Source organism: Variovorax xiamenensis (genome assembly GCF_050916385.1).
In the GTDB taxonomy this organism is placed as follows: Bacteria; Pseudomonadota; Gammaproteobacteria; order Burkholderiales; family Burkholderiaceae_C; genus Variovorax.
This window is the reverse complement of sequence record NZ_CP139038.1, coordinates 2,563,474-2,582,289: the sequence shown is the minus strand read 5'-3', so window position 1 is coordinate 2,582,289 and position 18,816 is coordinate 2,563,474. Positions and strand designations below refer to the sequence as shown.

13 protein-coding genes are annotated in these 18,816 nt (G+C 68.0%); 3 read left to right on the top strand and 10 right to left on the bottom strand.

Going from position 1 to position 18,816, the window contains the following annotated elements; all coding sequences use genetic code 11:
• Positions 1–11: 11 nt before the first annotated feature.
• Complete coding sequence (locus SFB74_RS11445) at positions 12–923, bottom strand: amino acid ABC transporter substrate-binding protein (RefSeq protein WP_432730939.1); 912 nt, start codon at positions 921–923, stop codon at positions 12–14.
• Positions 924–978: 55 nt separating this feature from the next.
• Complete coding sequence (locus tag SFB74_RS11440; RefSeq protein WP_432730938.1) at positions 979–2,325, bottom strand: aspartate aminotransferase family protein; 1,347 nt, start codon at positions 2,323–2,325, stop codon at positions 979–981.
• Between the two features lie 136 nt (positions 2,326–2,461).
• On the opposite strand from SFB74_RS11440, the gene SFB74_RS11435 reads away from it, so the two are divergent.
• On the top strand, positions 2,462–3,328 hold the full coding sequence (locus SFB74_RS11435; RefSeq protein ID WP_432730937.1) for a MurR/RpiR family transcriptional regulator: 867 nt from the start codon (positions 2,462–2,464) through the stop codon (positions 3,326–3,328).
• Between the two features lie 37 nt (positions 3,329–3,365).
• On the opposite strand, the gene SFB74_RS11430 is transcribed toward SFB74_RS11435, so the two are convergent.
• The 5 genes from SFB74_RS11430 to SFB74_RS11410 form a co-directional block, all read right to left on the bottom strand.
• Positions 3,366–4,061: a GntR family transcriptional regulator gene (locus tag SFB74_RS11430; protein ID WP_432730936.1), complete on the bottom strand. Its 696-nt coding sequence runs from the start codon at positions 4,059–4,061 to the stop codon at positions 3,366–3,368.
• Positions 4,062–4,311: 250 nt separating this feature from the next.
• Positions 4,312–4,773 carry a (2Fe-2S)-binding protein gene (locus SFB74_RS11425; RefSeq protein WP_432730935.1) on the bottom strand — a complete coding sequence of 154 codons (462 nt, stop codon included), beginning with the start codon at positions 4,771–4,773 and terminating at the stop codon, positions 4,312–4,314.
• 35 nt (positions 4,774–4,808) lie between these two features.
• Positions 4,809–7,079 (bottom strand): molybdopterin cofactor-binding domain-containing protein, encoded by a 2,271-nt coding sequence (locus SFB74_RS11420; protein ID WP_432730934.1) that lies wholly within the window; start codon positions 7,077–7,079, stop codon positions 4,809–4,811.
• A gap of 38 nt (positions 7,080–7,117) precedes the next feature.
• A complete protein-coding gene (locus SFB74_RS11415; protein ID WP_432730933.1) occupies positions 7,118–7,699 on the bottom strand; it encodes a TetR/AcrR family transcriptional regulator in 582 nt (193 codons plus the stop codon).
• A 101-nt stretch (positions 7,700–7,800) separates the two neighbouring features.
• Positions 7,801–8,601, bottom strand: coding sequence for an alpha/beta hydrolase (locus SFB74_RS11410; protein ID WP_432730932.1), 801 nt, complete (start codon positions 8,599–8,601; stop codon positions 7,801–7,803).
• A gap of 89 nt (positions 8,602–8,690) precedes the next feature.
• Here SFB74_RS11410 and SFB74_RS11405 point away from each other — a divergent pair, with 89 nt between their 5' ends.
• Together SFB74_RS11405 and SFB74_RS11400 are read left to right on the top strand one after the other, a co-directional pair.
• Positions 8,691–9,695: a phosphotransferase enzyme family protein gene (locus tag SFB74_RS11405; RefSeq protein ID WP_432730931.1), complete on the top strand. Its 1,005-nt coding sequence runs from the start codon at positions 8,691–8,693 to the stop codon at positions 9,693–9,695.
• Between the two features lie 89 nt (positions 9,696–9,784).
• Positions 9,785–10,150, top strand: coding sequence for an SPW repeat protein (locus tag SFB74_RS11400; RefSeq protein WP_432730930.1), 366 nt, complete (start codon positions 9,785–9,787; stop codon positions 10,148–10,150).
• Positions 10,151–10,189: 39 nt separating this feature from the next.
• Here the strand turns inward: SFB74_RS11400 and SFB74_RS11395 are convergent, their stop codons facing one another.
• The 3 genes from SFB74_RS11395 to SFB74_RS11385 form a co-directional block, all read right to left on the bottom strand.
• Complete coding sequence (locus tag SFB74_RS11395; RefSeq protein WP_432730929.1) at positions 10,190–11,674, bottom strand: efflux transporter outer membrane subunit; 1,485 nt, start codon at positions 11,672–11,674, stop codon at positions 10,190–10,192.
• Positions 11,675–11,692: 18 nt separating this feature from the next.
• Complete coding sequence (locus tag SFB74_RS11390; protein ID WP_432730928.1) at positions 11,693–14,989, bottom strand: efflux RND transporter permease subunit; 3,297 nt, start codon at positions 14,987–14,989, stop codon at positions 11,693–11,695.
• 667 nt (positions 14,990–15,656) lie between these two features.
• A complete protein-coding gene (locus SFB74_RS11385; RefSeq protein ID WP_432730927.1) occupies positions 15,657–18,776 on the bottom strand; it encodes an efflux RND transporter permease subunit in 3,120 nt (1,039 codons plus the stop codon).
• Positions 18,777–18,816 lie beyond the last annotated feature (40 nt).

The window sequence follows — 18,816 nt, the reverse complement described above, 5'->3', positions numbered from 1 at the left end:
AGGGAAATGGTTCAGATGCCCTTGGAGGAAGGATTCGCGAAGGCGTCCTTCGTCTCGGCATTCAGCGGGTAGTTGATGTTGATGCCCTTGGGCGGAATCGGCGACATGAACCACTTGGCATAGAGCTTTTCCATCTCGCCCGACTTCATCATGCCCGAGACCACGCGGTCGACCAGCGCCTTGAAGGCCGGATCGTCCTTGCGGAACATCAGCGACTGGTTCTCGGTGCGCAGGCTCTCGCCGGTGATGATGAAGTCCTTGGGGTTGCGCGCATTCGCGATCTGGCCGGCCAGCAGGATGTCGTCGAGCACGAAGGCCTGGGCGCGGCCGCTTTCCACCAGCAGGAAGGAGTCGCTGTGGTCCTTGCCCGCGAGGTTGGTCACCTCCAGGTTGCGGCCGCGGTCGGCCTCGCGCAGCAGGCGGAACGAGGTGGTGCCGCTGGTGGTGGCCACCGTCTTGCCCTGCAGATCGGCAATGCTCTTGATGCCCGAATCGGCCTTCACCAGCATGCGCACGTTGTAGCGGAAGATGTCCGGCGAGAACGCCACCAGCTTCTGCCGCTCGACGAGATTGGTGGTGGAGCCGCATTCGATGTCGACCGTGCCGTTCTGCACCAGCGGAATGCGGTTGGCCGAGGTGACGGCCTGGTACTTGATATCGACGGCCGGCATCTTCAGCTCGCTCTTCACCGCCTCGACGATGCGGTTGCAGATCTCGATGCTGTAGCCCACCGGCTTGAGGTTGGCGTCGAGGTACGAGAAGCCGAAGGACGATTCGCGATAGCCGAAGGTGATGGAGCCGCTGGCCTTGATCTTGGCGAGTGTGTCGTTTTCCTGCGCCTGCGCGGCCGTGAGCGGCACGAGGGTGGCGAAGACTGCCGCGAGCGCAGCGACGAAGGGAAACAGCGGACGAAGCTTGGGCATGGAACGCTCCTCGGAACGATGGTTGAAGAAAAAACGAAGGGGAAAGTGGTAGCGCTCAGCGCGCCATGGCGGCCGCTGCCGCGCGCGTGACCGCGTCGATGGAGGCCGCGAGCCGCGCGGCGATCTCCTGCAGGTCCTGCCGCGTGGCGATGAAGGGCGGCGCCAACAGCACGTGGTCGCCCTGGCGGCCGTCGACCGTGCCGCCGAAGGGGTAGCACAGCAGGCCGCGCGACATCGCGTCCTTCTTGACGGTGGCGTTGACCTTCAGCGCCGGATCGAACGGCGCCTTGCTCGCGCGGTCGGCCACCAGTTCGATGCCCCAGAAGAAGCCGCGGCCGCGGATGTCGCCCACGTGCGGGTGCGAGCCCAGCGCCTCGGCCAGCATCGCGCCGAAGGCGATGCCGTCTTCCCGCACCTTGGCGACCAGGCCGTCGCGGCGGATCACCTGCTGCACCGCCAGCGCGGCGGCGCAGGCCATGGGGTGGCCGAGGTAGGTGTGGCCATGCTGGAAGAAGCCGCTGCCCTTGGACATCGCCTCGACGATGCGGCGCTGCGCCAGCACCGCGCCCACCGGCTGGTAGCCGCCGCCCAGGCCCTTGGCGACGGTCATGAGATCGGGCACCACGCCCTCCTGCTCGCAGGCGTGCAGCGAGCCGGTGCGTCCCATGCCGCACATCACCTCGTCGAGGATCAGCAGCACGCCGTACCTGTCGCACACCGCGCGCACGGCCTTGAAGTAGCCCGGCACCGGCGTGAGCACGCCGGCCGTGGCGCCGCCGACGGTCTCTGCAACGAAGGCGATCACGCGGTCGGCGCCCTGCGCGAGGATGGCGGCTTCGAGCTCGGCAGCGAGGCGCAGGCCGTACTGCTCGGCGCTCTCGTCGGCACGCTGCTCGCGGTATGGATAGCAGGGCGACACGTGCGTGGCGGGCACGAGGATGGGCGCGAAGGGTTCGCGGCGCCAGGCGTTGCCGCCCACGGCGAGCGCGCCCAGCGTGTTGCCGTGGTAGCTCTGGCGGCGCGCGATGAAGTGCGTGCGCTGCGGCTGGCCGATTTCCACGAAGTACTGCCGCGCCATCTTCAGCGCCGACTCCACCGCCTCGGAGCCGCCGCTCACCAGGTAGACATGGCTCATGCCCTCGGGGGCGGAGCCGATCATTTCGTCGGCCAGCTGCTCGGCGACTTCGCTCGTGAAGAAGCTGGTGTGGGCATAGGCCAGCCTGTCGATCTGCGCGTGCATCGCGGCCATCACTTCGGGGTGGGCATGGCCGAGCGACGAGACGGCGGCGCCGCCGGAGGCGTCGAGGTATTCGCGGCCTTCGGCGTCGCGGATGAACATGCCGTGGGAGCCCACGGCAACGGGCGGGGTCTGGCGGAGATGGCGGTGGAAGACGTGCGTCATGGCTGCAGGCGGCTGTATTCGGGATTTGGAACTAACGTTTCCGTCGAATTATTGTTTGGAACATTTGTTCCGTCAACTGCCGATGTTTCGCTGCTCCGGTACATTCGTTCCAACCCCGCCAAAGAGAGACACCGCCATGGGCGCCAAAGAGCAGATCCGCCAGCGTTTCAACGAACTGAGCCCCGCCCTGCAGCAGGTGGCGCGCTACGTGCTCGACCACCCCAACGAAGTGGTCACGGGCTCGATGCGCAATGTCGGCACGCGCTCGCAGAGCACGCCCGCCACGCTCGTGCGTTTCGCGCAGCACATGGGCTTCGAGGGCTGGCCGCAGCTGAAGGAGGCCTTTGCCGCCGAGATGGGCCTGGGCTCCGAAACCTACGGCGGCCGGGCCAAGCAGCTCGTCGGCCGCGCGAGCGACCAGACGCTGACCGGCGAGATGTTCGAGGTGCAGCGCCGCAACCTCGAGGCCACGCACCAGCAGAGCGAGCAGGCGCTGCAGAAGGCCTGCGCGCTGATCGAGAAGGCGCCGGCCGTGCACGCCGCCGGCTTCAGGGCGTGTTTCCCGATCGCCTTTTCATTCGTCTACGTGTACCGGCTCTTCCGCGCCAGCGTGCACCTGGTCGACGGCCAGGGCGGCTCGCTGGAGATGCAGCAGCGCGCCTTCGCCAAGGGCGACGCGCTGGTGGTGGCGAGCTTCGTGCCCTACTCGCGCGAGGCGCTGCAGGTGGCGCAGGCAGCCAAGGCGGCGGGCTGCCGCATCGTCGCCATCACCGACAGCGTGGCCTCGCCGCTGTCGCTGCTGGCGGACGAGACGCTGCTCTTCACGATCAACAGCCCCTCCTTCTTTCCCTCGGTCGCGGCCGGGGTGGCTGTGACGGAAGCGCTGGTCGAGCTGCTGGCCAGCCGCGCAGGCAAGCCGGTGATCCGGCGCATCGACCAGGCCGAGGCGCAGCTCTTCGAGTCGGGGGCCTACCTCACGGCGCCGGCGGCGCGCGGCGGCTAGCGGGGGCCTGCCGCCTTCGCCTTCTTCTTTTCCTCTTTCAGACCAGCGCCCGGACGCGGGTCGGGTTCTTCTGGCTCAGGTAGAGCACCAGCAGGTCGCGGTTGGAATTGATGTGGTCGCGCATGGCGGCATCGGCGGCGGCGGATTCCTGCCGGCCCAGCGCCTCGACGATCCGGCAGTGTTCCGCCAGCGCCTGCAGGGCCTGCTCGTGCTTGTGCAGCAGCATCGACGCGTCGCGGTTGTGGGGGCGCAGCTTGCTGTCGAAGATGATCGGCAGCTGGCTGGCGCGCTGCACCGCCTCGGTGAGCCAGCGGTTGTCCGCCAGCGCCAGCAGCTTGCGGTGGAAGGCCTGGTCCAGGTCCTGCCAGCGCGCGGCGCGGCCGTCGGACCATTCCCCGGTGTGGTGCAGCAACTCGTGCTGCTCGTCGAGCATGGCCGTCAGCTGCTCCAGGGCCGTGCCGTCGAGCCCGACCTCGCCGATCAGGCGGCAGCACATGCCCTCGAGCGTGGCGCGCACGCTGAAGGCGTCGTGCACGTCCTTGGCGTTGAAGCGGCGCACCTGGAAGCCCTTGTTGGGCAGATACACCAGCAGCCCCTCGTCGGCCAGCCGTGCCATGGCGCCACGAACGGGCGTGCGCGACACGCCGAGCTCGTTGGCCAGCGATATTTCCATCAGGTGGGAGCCGGGTGCGATTTCGCCATCGAAGATGCGGTCACGCAGGGTGTCGGCCACGGACAACGCTCGGGTCCGTGAAGGATCTGGGGGGGTCATCGAAAGTCGGGAACTGGGGGCGGCCAGGAGCGGGCCGCGCGGATGGTACGGCGGCGTACAAAAGCTTCATATCCCCTGTTTCCGTAAAAATTTTATTTCTGGACTTTTTCGATGATTACGGAAATTTTCTTAACTTTTGTAAACTGCCCTGGGCCAAAAGCGTTAACCCGCCCCGACAGGCTCCAAGGTCCCCCAAACCCTGGCCGGCGCCTCAATTCGCGGCTGTCTGCGCCGCGAGGTGGATCGCCGCGCGGATGCGCGGATAGGTCCCGCAGCGACAAATGTTTCCGCTCATGGCACTCGAAACGTCGTCATCACTTGGTTTGGGCGACTTTTTGAGCAGCGCGCAGGCCGACATGAGCTGGCCGCTCTGGCAGTAGCCGCACTGCACCACGTCGACCTCGGTCCAGGCCTGGCGCAGCGCGTCGGCCTCCCTGCCCTTCAGGCCCTCGATGGTGGTGACCTCGCGGCTTCCCACCGCTTCGAGCGGCGTGACGCAGGAACGCACCGCCTCGCCGTCGAGGTGCACGGTGCAGGCGCCGCAAAGCGCCTTGCCGCAGCCGAACTTGGTGCCGACGAGCTGCATTTCACCGCGCAGCACCCACAGCAGGGGCGTGTCGGGTTCGGCGTTGACGGTGACGGCCTTGCCGTTGACGGTGAGCGTGGTGGTCATGGGGTTCTTTCCTTCCTTGCTGGCTTTCTTCCGGTTCAGGCGAGCTTGAGCGGCAGGCTGCGCAGCCGCTGCCCGGTGAGCGCGAACACCGCGTTCGCCACCGCTGGCGCAATGGGCGGCGTACCGGGCTCGCCCACGCCGCCGGGCGTTTCGCCGCTGGCGACGATCTCCACCTCGATGGCCGGGCATTCGTTCATGCGCAGCGGCATGTAGTCGTGGAAGTTGCTCTGCTGCACCTGCCCCTTCTCGACCGTGATTTCTCCGTGCAGCGCGGCCGAGAGGCCGTAGACGATCGCGCCTTCCATCTGCTGGCGGATCAGGTTCGGGTTGACGGCCACGCCGCAGTCGATGACGCAGACCACGCGGTGCACACGCACCTGCTTGTCCGGGGAGACCGACACCTCCGCCACCTGCGCCACGATGCTGCCGAAGGAGCGGTGGATCGCGAGGCCGCGCGCCCTCTTCACGCCGTCGGGCCCCGGCGCCGGTGGCTGCTGGCCCCAGCCCGACAGCTCGGCCACCCGCTTCAGCACGCGCAGATGGCGCTCGTCCTTCGCGAGCAGCGCGGCGCGGAACGCCACCGGGTCCTTGCCCGCGGCGGCGGCGCATTCGTCGATGAAGCTCTCCACGAAGAAGGCGTTCTGGGAGTGCGCAACCGAGCGCCACACGCCTGTGGGCATGGCCGACTCCACCGGCTCGTGGGCGACGCGCGCGTTGGGAAAGGCGTAGGCGGTGTTCCATGCGCCATCGGTGCTGGTGTCCATGAACGACGGCGCGCCCATGCTCGAGCCGGCCGTGGTGGTCTGCCAGGCGACCAGCGCGCCGGCGGCGTCGAAGGCCGCCTTGCAGTGCGCCACGTAGGCCGGCCGGTAGAAGTCGTGCGCCATGTCTTCCTCGCGCGACCAGAAGAGCTGCACCGGCGCGCCGGCGGTCTCGCGCGCCAGCGTGGCTGCCTGGGTGACGAAGTCGGTGCTGTAGCGCCGGCCGAAGCCGCCGCCCAGATAGGTCACATGCAGTTCGACCTTTGCGGCGTCGATGCCCAGCGCCTTGGCCGCTGCATTGCGCGTGAAGCCCGGTGCCTGCGTGGGCGCCCAGACGGTCGCCTTGCCGTCCTTGAACTGCACGGTGCAGTTCATCGGCTCCATGGTCGCGTGGGCCAGGAAGGGCACGCGGTACTCGGCCTCGACGGTCCTGGCGGCCGAGCGGAACGCGGCGGACACGTCGCCGTCGTTCAGCTGGGCATTGCCGGGCTTGTTGCGCAGCGTCTGCGAGAGGCGCTCGATCATCTCTGCGCTGGAAAGGCTGGCGGCCGGGCCGTGGTCCCATTCGATCGCGAGCGCCTTCACCGCGCGCATCGCGTGGTACGGCGTGTCGGCGATCACCGCCACGCCGCCCGGCGTGGCGCCGGTACCGATGAGGGTGGCGCCGACCGGCTCCAGTGCCATCACCTTGCGCACGCCGGGCAGCTTCTGCGCGGCGGTGGCGTCGAAGCTCGCCACGCGGCCGCCGGTGGTCGGGCACATCGCGATGCTCGCGTACAGCAGGCCCGGCGGCAGCACGTCGAGGCCGAAGGTGGCGGAGCCGTCGAGCTTGGCCGCGCCGTCGACGCGCCGCGCGGGCTGGCCGATGAGCTTGAAGTCGGCCGGCTTCTTCAGCGCCACCTGCGTCGGCAGCGGCTGCTGCGCTGCCTTCGGGGCCAGCTCGCCGAAGCTGGCGCTCCTGCCGCCGGCATGCAGCACACGCCCGGCTTCGGCGCGGCACTCGGCCACGGGCACCTGCCACAGTGCGGCCGCGGCGCCCACCAGCATGGCGCGCGCCGACGCGCCGGCTTCGCGCAGCGGCTGCCACTGGTCGGTGATGCTCGAGGAGCCGCCCGTGCCCGAGAGCCCCGGGATCGAGCGCAGCAGCTTGCCGACCACGTGCTGCGTCGAGCGCTTCATGGCGCCCTCGTCGCCGGGCCGGAAAGGCAGCGCGTCGAGGATCGCGGCCTGGTTGTTGTACATGGCGTCGGAGCCCGCGGTCTCGAGCCGGATCTGGTCGAGCGAAGCGCCCATCTCCTCGGCCAGCAGCATCGACAGCCCGGTGTGCGTGCCCTGCCCCATTTCCGACTGCGACATCATCAGCGTGACCGTGTTGTCGCTGCCCACCTTGACCCAGCCGTTGAGCGCGACCTGCCCCGGCGCTACCGGCAACGGCTCGGCCGGCACGAGCCGCGGTGCGGCCGGCGTGGCCGACCAGCCGACGACGAGGGCGCCGACGGCCCCCACGGTGCCAAGGACGAAATGACGGCGCTTGAGCTTGGGCATGGTGCGGTTCTCTTAAGTGGGAATCTGCGTGCGTGAGATCAGGCGACGACGATGCCGCGCCAGAAGGTTTCGAAGCCGGCTTCGCAGTAGTCGGCGCGCCCTTTCCTGCTCTTCGCCTGCGCGACGAAGACCATCGTGGCCTCGGCCATCGCGCCCAGCATCGCGCCGAGAAACGGCAGCGGCTGGTCGCGTATCAGCTTCTTGTCGATGCAGTCCTTGGCGAGCACCTCGAGCCGCAGGAACGGCGCCATGCCGGCGGCCTTGCTTTCGTCGCTCACCTGGTCTGATACCTTGAGTTGCGACATCACCTTGAATTTCTCCGGGTTGTCGACGCCCCAGCAGACGTAGCGGTCCCAGATGTGGCGGAACTTGGTCCTGGGGTCGGCCTCCTCGGGCCAGTCGGCGAGCATGGTCTCGGCAAGTTCGGTCTTCAGCTGGCGGTAGAGCTCGTTGACCAGCACTTCCTTGCTCGCGAAGTAGGTGAAGAGCGTGCCCTCGGCAACGCCGGCTGCGCGCGAGATGGCCGAGGTGGGCGTGCTCCACGCACCACGCACGGCGAACTCGGCAACGGCTGCATCGAGGATCGCGTTGCGCTTGTCTTCGCTTCTGGGTCTGGCCATGGTTTGCGGCGGAATTCTTTATTGATTGAGTACGTGCTCAATTATAAAAACGCATTCCGGCGGATGGCAACTGTCCTGTTTCGGCTTTCGACTTCTGGCTTCTATCTGGCGAGGATCCAGCCGGCGATCTTCGCAACGACCTCCTGCTCGAGCCCGTTGAAGCCGTGGTACGCCATCGCCTCGCAAGGATCGCCCCTGCTCTCCCCGCCCCTGAAGGCCAGCAGTTCCTTGCGCGGCGAGTTCGCGAGCTTCTCCATGAGCCCGGGCGCGCTGGAGAACGCGCAGAGCGGGCAGCCGTCCTGCTCGTGGTGCACGACCAGGACCGGCACGCGGATCTTCTCCAGCGGCATCGCCGGCACGGGCCGCCCTTTCGGATCGGTGAGGATGGTCGAAGTCAGCACGATGCCGTCCGGCCCTTCTGCGCCCGCAAGCTCGGTGGCGACGTAGGCCGCCGACTGCGTGCCGCGGCTGGTGCCCACGAGCCACACCGGCACCTTCGATTGCTCCCGCATCCACGCGATGACCGCCTTGATGTCGACCGCGTGCTCCGGCTTCTGGCGAAAGCCGCTCAGGTAGGGCGGGCTCTGCCTGTCCGACGGCGCATCGACGACGGCGACCATGAGCCCCTGATCAGCGAACGACTGCCGCGTGCGAACCAGGAAATTGCCGGCGCCCCAGCCGAACGAGCCGTTCGGAAAGATCTGCAGCCCGCCGTGCCCGCCCGCGAGCAGGATCACGGCGGCCTTCGGCGCGGGCGGCGACAGCACGAGCATCCGTTGCGTCACGCCGGCCCGGGTGGGAATGTCCACCACCTTCTGCGTGGTCTGCGCCTGGACCTGCGCAGCCGACGATGCAGCCAGAAAGAGAAAACCCGCGATCCAGTGCTTGGCCAAGTTGCGCATCGACGATCTCCTGTGTGGAAAGACGAGTTTCCGGGCCCGCCTGCCGCAAGCCCGCATAATCGCGCCCTTTTTCCTTTCGGGAGCGTCGGATGAAACTGGAAATCGCGCAATCCACACCGACGGCCGCCAGCATCGCGATGCTCGTGCAGGAGCGCTACGGGCTCGGCGAGGTGGTCGAGAGCGAATTCCTGCGCCGCAGCTTCAACCAGGTCTACCGCCTGGGCCTTGCCGACGGGCGCCGCGTCGTGGCCCGCCTCAGTGCCGAACGGCCGCGCGGCGCGCCCAACCTGCAGTTCGAGTCGGCCGCGCTGGAACACTGGGCTAGAGCCGGATGCCGCGTGTCGCGCTGCGTGCCGACCGCCGACGGCGAAATCGCCGTCCAGGTACAGCTGCCCGAAGGCCCGCGGCCACTGATGCTGTTCGAGCATCTGACCGGCGAATTCACCGGCGACTCGGCCGCCGACATCGAAGCCTTCGCGCGCGGACTTGCAGGCTTGCACGCGGCGGGCGAAAGCTATCGCGGACCCGATAGCGCCTATCGCCTCGATCTCGACTACCTGCTCCTGCGACCGCTTCAAGGCCTGCTGCGCGCGCCGACCATGACGGTCGAGCTGCGCCCCCGGTTCGAGGAACTCGGCGAGCGCCTGCACGCTGCCATCCTGGCCCTCGGCGAACTCAGCTGGGTGCTGTGCCACGGCGACGCGCACGGCAGCAACAACTTCATCGTGGGCGACGATGCGCAAGGGCGGCGCGAGGCGGTGTTCTTCGACTTCGACGAATCGGGCCCCGGCTACCTGGCCTACGAACTGGCCGTCTATCCGTGGGGCCTGCATCCCCACACGGCCGATGGCGTCCTGAGCGACAAGGCGCAGCAGCAGTGGCGGCATTTCATCTCCGCTTACCGCGAGGCACGGCCTGTGCCCGATGCCGACCTCGCAGCCATCCCGCGCTTCATGGCAGTACGCCAGTTCTGGCTGCTCGGCGAGTACGCGGGGCGCGTTCCCGTCTGGGGCTCCCAGGCCATGCCCACCGACTACCTGCGCCGCCAGGTGACCATGCTGCGCAAGTGGGAAACATTGGAGCTGCCACTCTAGGAACCGGGCAGCGCCGTCAGGAACCCCTCCCCTGCGCCACGGGTCCAAAACCTTGTCGCGGCGCCTTGTCGCGACAGGAGGTAATGACCATGAAGCAAGTGAAGCATTGGCAAGACCCCGTCAACGCCGTCGCCGGCGCCTGGCTGATCGTCTCGCCCTGGGTCCTGGGCTTTTCGGGCATGACGGCCGCCATGTGGACGATGGTGGCGACCGGCATCGTGCTCGGCGCGGTGGCTCTGGGTGCGACCTTCGTGCCCCGACAGTGGGAAGAATGGACCGAGGTCGCGCTGGCGGCCTGGCTCGCGGTGTCGCCCTGGGTGCTGGGCTTCCGGGGCAACGAGTCGGCGATGGTCAACGCGGTGCTCGTGGCCGCGGTGATCCTGGTGCTGGCGCTCTGGGTTCTGGTGACCGACAAGGACTACCTGGGCCACACCATCGACCGTCCGGCGCACTGACGACTGCCTGAGCCGGTCAGGCGTCGACGCTCGCCGCGCTCACTGCGTGGCGGGCGCGGTGGGTGAAGCGGCGGGCTGCGCCTGCGCGGCACCGTCCATCCAGCCGGCCTGCCAGCCGCCGCCCATCGCCTGGATCAGTGCGATGGCCGTGGTCTGGCGGTTGACCTGCAACTGCACCAGCGTGCGCCGCGCGCTGAGTGCGGCGGCCTGTGCCGTGACCACGTCGGTGTAGCTCACCTGCCCCGCGCGATAGCGGTTGAGCAGCTGCTGCTCGGTCTTGTCCGCCGCCGCCGAAGCCTCGCGGCGCAGGCCTTCCTGCTGCGCGAGCGTGGCGCTCGCCGTCAGCTGGTCTTCCACTGCCTGGAAGGCCGTGAGCGCCGTCTGCCGATAGCGCGCCACGCTGGATTCATAGGCTGCCTTGGCCGAATCGACGTTGGCCGCGATCGCGCCCGCGTCGAACACCACCTGCGCCACCGAAAGCCCCAGCCCCCACAGCGTGTTGGACGAGCCGAAGAGGTCCTTCACGCGGCTGACGTTGCTGCTGCCGACAGAGGCCGTGAGGCTGATGTTCGGAAAGTAGGCCGCGCGCGCGATGCCGATTTGCGCATTCGCCGCCGCCACCGAACGCTCGGCCGCCGCGATGTCGGGCCGGCGCTGCAGCAGCGTCGAGGGCACGCCCAGCGGCACGCCCGGCACCGTTGGCGTCCATTGCGCGGCCGGCAGGCTGAAGTCGGCCGGGGCCACGCCGATCAGCGCCGCAATCGCGTGCTCGTAGGTGGCACGCGTGCGCTGCAGGCCCACGCGGTCCGCCTTGGCATTGACCAGCTGCGTCTGCGCCTGCAGCACGTCGGTCTGCGCGGCGATGCCGGCGGCATAGCGGTTGCTCGTGATGTCGAAGGCGCGCTGGTAGCCCTGGATGGTTTCGTCGAGCAGCACGATCTCGGCATCGGCCTCGCGCAGCGAGAAGTAGTTGGTCGCCAGGTCGCCGATGGCCGACAGCCGCGCCGCGGCCAGGTCGGCCTCGCTGGCCTGGGCGTTGGCCTGCGCGCTGCTCACGGCCTCGCGCAGCCGGCCCCAGACGTCGGGCGTCCAGCTCGCGCCCAGCGAAGCAGAGAAGCTGTTCGACGGGCTCGATGTGCTGCTGCCGCCCACCGTGCCGGAGCGCTTGCCGCTGCCGTCGAGCGACACCGACGGGAACAGCGCCGCGCGCTCGCCGCGCACCAGCGCCTGGGCCTGCGTGTAATTGGCCACCGCCGCGGCGATGTTCTGGTTCGAGACCTGCACGCGGCCGGCCAGCTCGTCGAGCGTGGCATCGCCGAAGAGCTTCCACCATTCGCCGCGGTCGAGCGCGTCGGCCGGCGCGGCGGGCAGCCAGCCTTCGGCGGCCTTCTGCTCCTTCCAGCCGGCCGATACGGCCGTGCCCGGCTGCTCGTAGCGCGGGCCGACCGCGCAGCCCGCGAGCATGGCGGCCAGCGCGAGCGCCGAAAGCGAAAAGCGTGAAGTGGAAGAAAACAGTGCGTTCATGTCGTTGTCGTTTCTCGCTCAGGCTGCCGTCGCGCGGCTCAGCTGGTGTTCGTTGGCGCTGCGGCGGCGCAGCTTGTCGAGCAGCAGGTACACCACCGGCGTCGTCAGCAGGGTCAGCAGCTGACTCGCGATCAGGCCGCCGATGATGGCCACGCCCAGCGGCCGGCGCAGTTCGGCGCCCTCGCCGAAGCCGATGGCCAGCGGCAGCGCGCCGAGCGCGGCCGCCATGGTCGTCATCAGGATCGGCCGGAAGCGCAGCAGGCAGGCCTCGCGCACCGCCTCCAGCGGCGTGAGCCCGCGCGAGCGCTCGGCCTCCAGCGCGAAGTCGATGATCAGGATGGCGTTCTTCTTCACGATGCCGATCAGCAGGAACACGCCGATCAGCGCGATGATGGAAAACTCCATGCGGAACATCAGCAGCGCCAGCACCGCGCCCACGCCGGCCGATGGCAGCGTCGACAGCACCGTGATCGGGTGCACCAGGCTCTCGTACAGGATGCCCAGCACGATGTAGATCACGATCAGCGCCGCCAGGATCAGCATTGCCTGCTGGCCCTGCGACTGCTGCGCGCTCGCCGCCGTGCCCGCGAACGCGCCGCGCACGTTGGTGGGCATGGCGATGTTGGCCTCGGCCTTGGCGATGGCCTCGCGCGCGTCGCCCAGGTTGGCGCCTTCGGCGAGGTTGAACGAGATGGTCGTGGCCAGCTCGCCGTCTTCGTGGCTCACCGAGGTGGCCACCGACTGCTCCTCGAACTTCGCGACCGCCGACAGCGGCACCAGCGCGGTGGCGGTGTTGCTCAGCACGTTGCCCGTCGAGGCATTGCGCAGGGCCGCGTTGGCCGACACCGGCACGGTGGCCGTGGCGGCCGAGGACGATGACGATGACGATGACGAAGAGGACCCGGACGAGGACGAAGAAGACCCCGTCGCCGTGCTGCTCGCCGCCACCTGCGTGGTCACGGTCTGCCCCCCCACCACCGAAGTCTTGGTGGCCGGCACATACACGTCGCTCAGCGAATTCGGGCTGCGCGTGTAGCGCTGTGCCCATTCCATCACCACGTGGTACTGGTTCAGCTCGGTGTAGATGGTCGCCACCTGCCGCTGGCCGAAGGCGTTGTAGAGCGCGTTGTCGATGGCCGTGGAAGTCAGTCCCAGCCGGCGCGCGCTGTCGGGGTCGACCTTGGCCACCGTTTCCACGCCGTTCTGGTCCTGGTCGGTGTCGATGTCGGTCAGCACCGGCTGCATCTTCAGTTCGTCGGCCAGCTTCACGGCCCAGTTGCGCAGGTCGGCGACGTTGTCGCTCTTGAGCGTGTACTGGTAGGTCGAGTTGCTGGCGCGGCCGCCCGAGCGCACGTCCTGCACCGTGCCCAGGAACACGCGCAGGCCGGTCACCTGGTTGAGCTGCGGCCGCAGCCGCGCGATCACGGCCAGCCCGCTGTCCTTGCGCTGGTTCGCAGGCTTCAGGTTGACGAACATGAAGCCGCCCCCTGCCCGGCCGGCGCCGGTGAAGCCCACCACGGTGTCGACCGCCTCGTCCTTGCGGATGATGTCGACCACCTGCCGCAGCTTGGCCGCCAGCGCCTGCGACGAGATGCTCTGGTCGGCGCGCAGGCCGCCGTTGAGCTGGCCGCTGTCCTGCTGCGGGAAGAAGCCCTTGGGCGCCGCGCTGAAGAGATACACGTTGAGCCCGATCACCGCCACCAGAATGAGCATGACCAGCGCCTTGCTGTCCAGCGCCCAGTCGAGGCTGCGCTCGTACTGCCTGAGCACCCAGTCGTAGCTGCGCGCGGCCATGCGGCCCATGCGCCCTTGCGGCTTGTTCTTGTCGTGTTCGCCGCCGGGCTTGAGCAGCCAGGCGCACATCATCGGCGTGGTGGTCAGCGAGATGACCAGCGAGATCAGCACCGCCGCCGAAAGCGTGACCGCGAACTCGCGGAACAGCCGCCCCACCTGCCCGCCCATGAACAGCAGCGGAATGAACACCGCCACCAGCGACACGCTGATCGACAGCACCGTGAAGCCCACTTCCTTCGCGCCCAGCAGCGCCGCCTTCATGCGCGTCATGCCGGATTCGATGTGCCGGCTCGTGTTCTCCAGCACCACGATGGCGTCGTCCACCACGAAGCCGGTGGCCACCGTGAGCGCCATCAGGCTCAGGTTGTTGAGGCTGAAGCCCAGCAGGTACATCACCCCGAAGGTGCCCAGCAGCGCCGCCACCGTCGCCACCGCCGGCACGATCGTCGCGCGCACGCTGCGCAGGAACAGGCTCACCACCAGCACCACCAGGATGACGGAAATGACCAGCGTGAGCTCCACCTCGCGCAGCGAGCCGCGGATGGAGTTGGTACTGTCCGACGCCACCTGCAGCGTCACGTCCGGCGGCAGCTGCGCCTGCAGCTCGGGCAGCAGCGCCCGCACGCTGTCGACGGTCTCGATGATGTTGGCCGAGGGCTGCCGCGTGATCAGCACGATGATCGCCGGCTCGCCGTTGAAGAGGCCCAGCGTGCGCGTGTCCTCCACGCCGTCGACCACCTCCGCCACGTCCTGCAGCCGCACCGCCGCGCCGTTGCGCCAGGCGATGACCATCGGCGCGTAGTCGCTCGCGCGCAGCGCCGGCGTCTGCGTGTAGATCTGCAGCTTGCGCCCGTCGCCCTGCACCATGCCCTTGGGCCGGTTGGCGTTCGAGGCCTGGATGGCGGCGCGCACGTCCTCGGTGCTGATGCCGTAGCGGTTGAGCGCGAACGGCAGCAGCTCGATGCGCACCGCCGGCAGCGAGCCCCCGCCGATCTCCACGTCGCCCACCCCGTCCACCTGCGACAGGCGCTGGCTGACGATGTTCGACACCGCGTCGTAGATCTGGCCCGGCGTCTTGGTCTTCGACGTGAGCGCCAGGATGATCACCGGCGACGCCGCCGGGTTGGCCTTGCGGTAGGTCGGATTGCTGCGCAGCGTGGCGGGCAGGTCGATGCGGCTCGCGTTGATCGCGGCCTGCACTTCTCTTGCTGCGCCGTCGATGTTGCGGCTCAGGTCGAACTGCAGCGTGACGCGGGTGGAGCCTACCGAGCTGGTGGACGTCATTTCGTTGACGCCTGCGATTGTTCCCAGGTGGCGCTCCAGCGGGGTGGCTACGCTGGTGGCCATCGTTTCCGGGCTGGCGCCGGGGATTGCTGCTCTTACCGAGATGACGGGGTAGTCGACCTGGGGGAGTGGGGAGACCGGGAGGACGAAGAAGGCGGCTATGCCGGCCAGGGCTACGCCTATGGTCAGTAGCACTGTGCCTATGGGGCGGCGGACGAAGGGGAGCGACAAGTTCATTGCTGCTCTCCTTGCGGAGGGCGGAGGCCGGGTCTCGGCCCGGCGGCCGACTCACTTTCTTTTGCTTCGCCAAAAGAAAGTAAGCAAAGAAAAGGCGACCCCACTGTCTGCGACCCTCCGCTTCGCTGCGGGCAACCTGCGGTGCTCGCGTTTCGCGGGGTCTCGCAGAACTCGCTTCGCTCAAACAGCTGCGAGCCCTGATCCGCGAAACGCTGCGCTCCTCGGCGCAGCCAGAGGGGTGGGGAGACGCACGGGCCGTCGCGTTGCTCGGCCACCAAGGCACCACAAGCGCTTCGCGCTTGCGGCGCCTGGAATCGGGCGAAGGGTCTGTTGGAGCCGCGGTGCCTTAATGCCCCGCCGAGCGAAGCGAAGGCCAGTCCAGGCAGTTCGGTAGCCGAGCGCAGCGATGGCGCGTCCCACTCCCTTCTGGCTGTGCCGAGGAGCGCAGGCGCAGGAGGGATCAGGGCCGCAGCTGTTTGAGCGAAGCGAGTTCTGCGGACCCCCTCCTGCGCCGAACACCGCAGGTTGCCCGTAGCGAAGCGAAGGGACACAGACAGTAGGGTCGCCTTTCTTTTGCCTACCTTTCTTTGGCGAAGCAAAGAAAAGTAGGTCGCCCGCCGGGGCGAGACCCGGCTCCGGAAAGCAAAACGACAAGAGGCGAACCAAGTCAAACCGCCTCCTCCTCAATCACAACCCGCCGAGCACTCCCCCCACCCAGCCGATCAAACGCCAGATAAATAACAGGCGTAGTGAACAGAGTAAGCAGTTGACTGACGATCAACCCCCCAAAGATCGCAAGCCCAAGCGGCCGCCGCAACTCAGCCCCATCCCCAAAACTCAACATCAACGGCACAGCAGCAAACAGCGCCGCCAGCGTAGTCATCAAGATAGGCCGGAACCGCAGCAAGGCGGCTTGGTGAATAGCCTCCCGAGGAGACTTCCCCTGAGTCCGCTCCGCATCGATGGCAAAGTCGATCATCATGATCGCGTTCTTCTTCACGATGCCGATCAGCAGGATGATCCCGATGATCCCGATCACCCCCAGGTCGTTGCCCGTGATCATCAACGCCAGCAGCGCCCCCACGCCTGCCGACGGCAGCGTGGAAAGAATCGTCAGCGGATGCACATAACTCTCGTACAGCACCCCCAGCACGATGTACACGCAGACCACAGCTGCAAGAATCAGCCACAGCTGGTTCGACAGCGACTTCTCGTAGGCCCCCGAGGCACCTAGGAAGGTCATGGTCACGCTGCTCGGCAGCCCGATTTCCTTCGCGGCCGCGCGGATGGCATCGACCGAAGCGCCGAGCGAGACGCCGGGCGCGGTGTCGAAGTTCAGCGTGCTGGCCGGGTACTGCGCCACGTGCGTGATCTGCAGCGGCGCCTGCTGCTCGCTGATCTGCGCAATGGCCGACAGCGGCGTGGCGGTGCCGGAGCCGGCGATCAGGCTCAGCTGCCCCAGGGTCTGGGGCGTGTTCACCATGCCGGGCTGGGCCTCGAGGATCACGCGGTACTGGTTGGTCTCGGTGAAGATCGTCGAGACGATGCGCTGGCCGAAGGCGCTGTAGAGCGCGTCGTCCACGGTGCTCGCGGTGATCGACAGCCGCGCCGCGGTGTCGCGGTTCACGTTCACGAAGGCGGCCAGGCCCTGCGCGCCGGCGTCGCTGCTGACGTTGCGGACCTTGTCCGACTCCTGCAGCTTCGCCACCAGCTTCTTCATCCACTCGGTGATGGCGGCGCTGTCCACGCCTTCGAGCGACATGCGGTATTCGGTGGGGCCGGTCTCGGCGTCGATGGTGAGGTCCTGCGTGGGCTGCAGGTAGAGCGTGACGCCCGCAACCTGCCGCACGCGTTCGCGCAGGCGGTCCATCACCTCCTGCTGGCTGTCGCGGCTCTTCGCCAGGTTGATGAGCATGCTGCCGGTGTGCAGCATGGTGTTGTTGGCGGCGTCCACGCCGACGAAGGAGCTGAGGTTCTCGACCGCCGGGTCTTCGAGGATGGCTTGCGCCGCCTGCAGCTGCAGCTGCGACATGCGCTCGAACGACACGTCCTGCGCGGCCTGCACGCGGGCCTGCAGCTGGCCGGTGTCCTGCGTGGGGAACAGCCCCTTCGGAATCGAGAGGTAGAGCACCACCGTCAACACCAGCGTCAGCAGCGCGACCAGCAGCGTGAGCGCCTGGTGGTCGATCACCCAGTGCAGCGATCGGTCGTAGCGCACCATCACGCCGCTGAAGAAGCGCTGCGCGCGTGCACCGAAGCCCTTGTTGGTGGGCTCCTTCTTTTCCTCATGCTTGAGCCAGCGCGCCGACATCATCGGCACCAGCGTGAGCGACACCACGGCGGAGATCAGGATGGTGATGGCCAGCGTCACCGCGAACTCGCGGAACAGGCGGCCCACCACGTCGCCCATGAACAGCAGCGGGATCAGCACCGCAATGAGCGACACGGTCAGCGAGATGATGGTGAAGCCGATCTGCGTGGCGCCCTTGAACGCGGCCTGCAGGGGCTTCTCGCCTTCCTCGATGTAGCGCGCGATGTTCTCGATCATGACGATCGCGTCGTCCACCACGAAGCCGGTGGCGATGGTCAGCGCCATCAGGCTCAGGTTGTTGAGGCTGTAGCCCAGCAGGTACATCAGCCCGAAGGTGCCGATCAGCGAGATCGGCACCGCGATGCTCGCGATGACGGTGGCGCGCAGGCTGCCCAGGAAGGCGAAGATCACCAGCACCACGAGCACCACGGCCAGCACCAGCTCCATCTCGACGTGCTGCACCGAGGCGCGGATGCCGGCCGTGCGGTCGCTGAGCACCTCGATCTTCAGCCCGGCGGGCAGGCCGGCCTGCAGCTCGGGCAACTGCCGCTTGATGGCGTCGACGGTGGCGATCACGTTGGCGCCCGGCTGGCGCTGCACGTTCATGATGATCGCGGGCGACAGCCTGCTGGTGCCGTCGGCCTTGTTGCCGGCCCAGGCGGCGAGCTGGTTGTTCTCGGCGCTGTTGACCACCTGCGCCACGTCGACCATGCGGATCGGCGCGCCGTTCTTGTACGAGACGATCAGGTTCTTGTAGTCGTCGACCGTCATCAGCTGGTCGTTCGAATTGATCGTGTAGGCGCGCTTCGGTCCGTCGAAGCTGCCCTTGGCGCCGTTGGAGTTGGCCGCCGAGATGGCCGTGCGCAGCGTGTCCAGCCCGATGCCGTTGGCCGCCAGCGCCTGGGTGTTGGCCTGGATGCGCACGGCCGGGCGCTGCCCGCCGCTGAGCGACACCAGCCCCACGCCCGAGACCTGGCTGATCTTCTGCGCGAGCCGGGTGTTGACCAGGTTCTGCACGTCGGTGAGCGGCAGCGTGTCGGAGGTGATGGAAAGCGTGAGCACCGGCGCGTCGGCCGGATTGACCTTGGCGTACACGGGCGGCGCCGGCAGGTCGGCCGGCAGCAGCGAGCCGCCGGCGTTGATGGCGGCCTGCACTTCCTGCTCGGCCACGTCCAGCGTCTGGCCCAGCGAGAACTGCAGCGTGATGATCGACACGCCCGCGGCGCTGGTCGAGCTCATGCGGTCCAGCCCCGACATCTGGCCGAACTGTCGCTCCAGCGGCGCGGTGACCGTGTTGCTCATGACCTCGGGGCTGCCCCCGGGGTAGAGCGTCTGCACCTGGATGGTCGGGTAGTCGACCTGCGGCAATGCCGACAGCGGCAGGAAGCGGAACGCCACCAGGCCGGCCAGCACGATGGCGACCATCAGCAGCGAAGTCGCCACCGGCCGGAGGATGAACGGGCGCGACGGGCTCACAGGCAAGCCTCCGTGCCACTGCAGTTACTGCGACTGCGAC

Coding starts and splice junctions, on each gene's coding strand:
- SFB74_RS11410 (WP_432730932.1), bottom strand. CDS start 8,601: ATGCGCAACTTGGCCAAGCACTGGATCGCGGGTTTTCTCTTTCTGGCT.
- SFB74_RS11440 (WP_432730938.1), bottom strand. CDS start 2,325: ATGACGCACGTCTTCCACCGCCATCTCCGCCAGACCCCGCCCGTTGCC.
- SFB74_RS11415 (WP_432730933.1), bottom strand. CDS start 7,699: ATGGCCAGACCCAGAAGCGAAGACAAGCGCAACGCGATCCTCGATGCA.
- SFB74_RS11400 (WP_432730930.1), top strand. CDS start 9,785: ATGAAGCAAGTGAAGCATTGGCAAGACCCCGTCAACGCCGTCGCCGGC.
- SFB74_RS11390 (WP_432730928.1), bottom strand. CDS start 14,989: ATGAACTTGTCGCTCCCCTTCGTCCGCCGCCCCATAGGCACAGTGCTA.
- SFB74_RS11405 (WP_432730931.1), top strand. CDS start 8,691: ATGAAACTGGAAATCGCGCAATCCACACCGACGGCCGCCAGCATCGCG.
- SFB74_RS11435 (WP_432730937.1), top strand. CDS start 2,462: ATGGGCGCCAAAGAGCAGATCCGCCAGCGTTTCAACGAACTGAGCCCC.
- SFB74_RS11445 (WP_432730939.1), bottom strand. CDS start 923: ATGCCCAAGCTTCGTCCGCTGTTTCCCTTCGTCGCTGCGCTCGCGGCA.
- SFB74_RS11395 (WP_432730929.1), bottom strand. CDS start 11,674: ATGAACGCACTGTTTTCTTCCACTTCACGCTTTTCGCTTTCGGCGCTC.
- SFB74_RS11420 (WP_432730934.1), bottom strand. CDS start 7,079: ATGCCCAAGCTCAAGCGCCGTCATTTCGTCCTTGGCACCGTGGGGGCC.
- SFB74_RS11425 (WP_432730935.1), bottom strand. CDS start 4,773: ATGACCACCACGCTCACCGTCAACGGCAAGGCCGTCACCGTCAACGCC.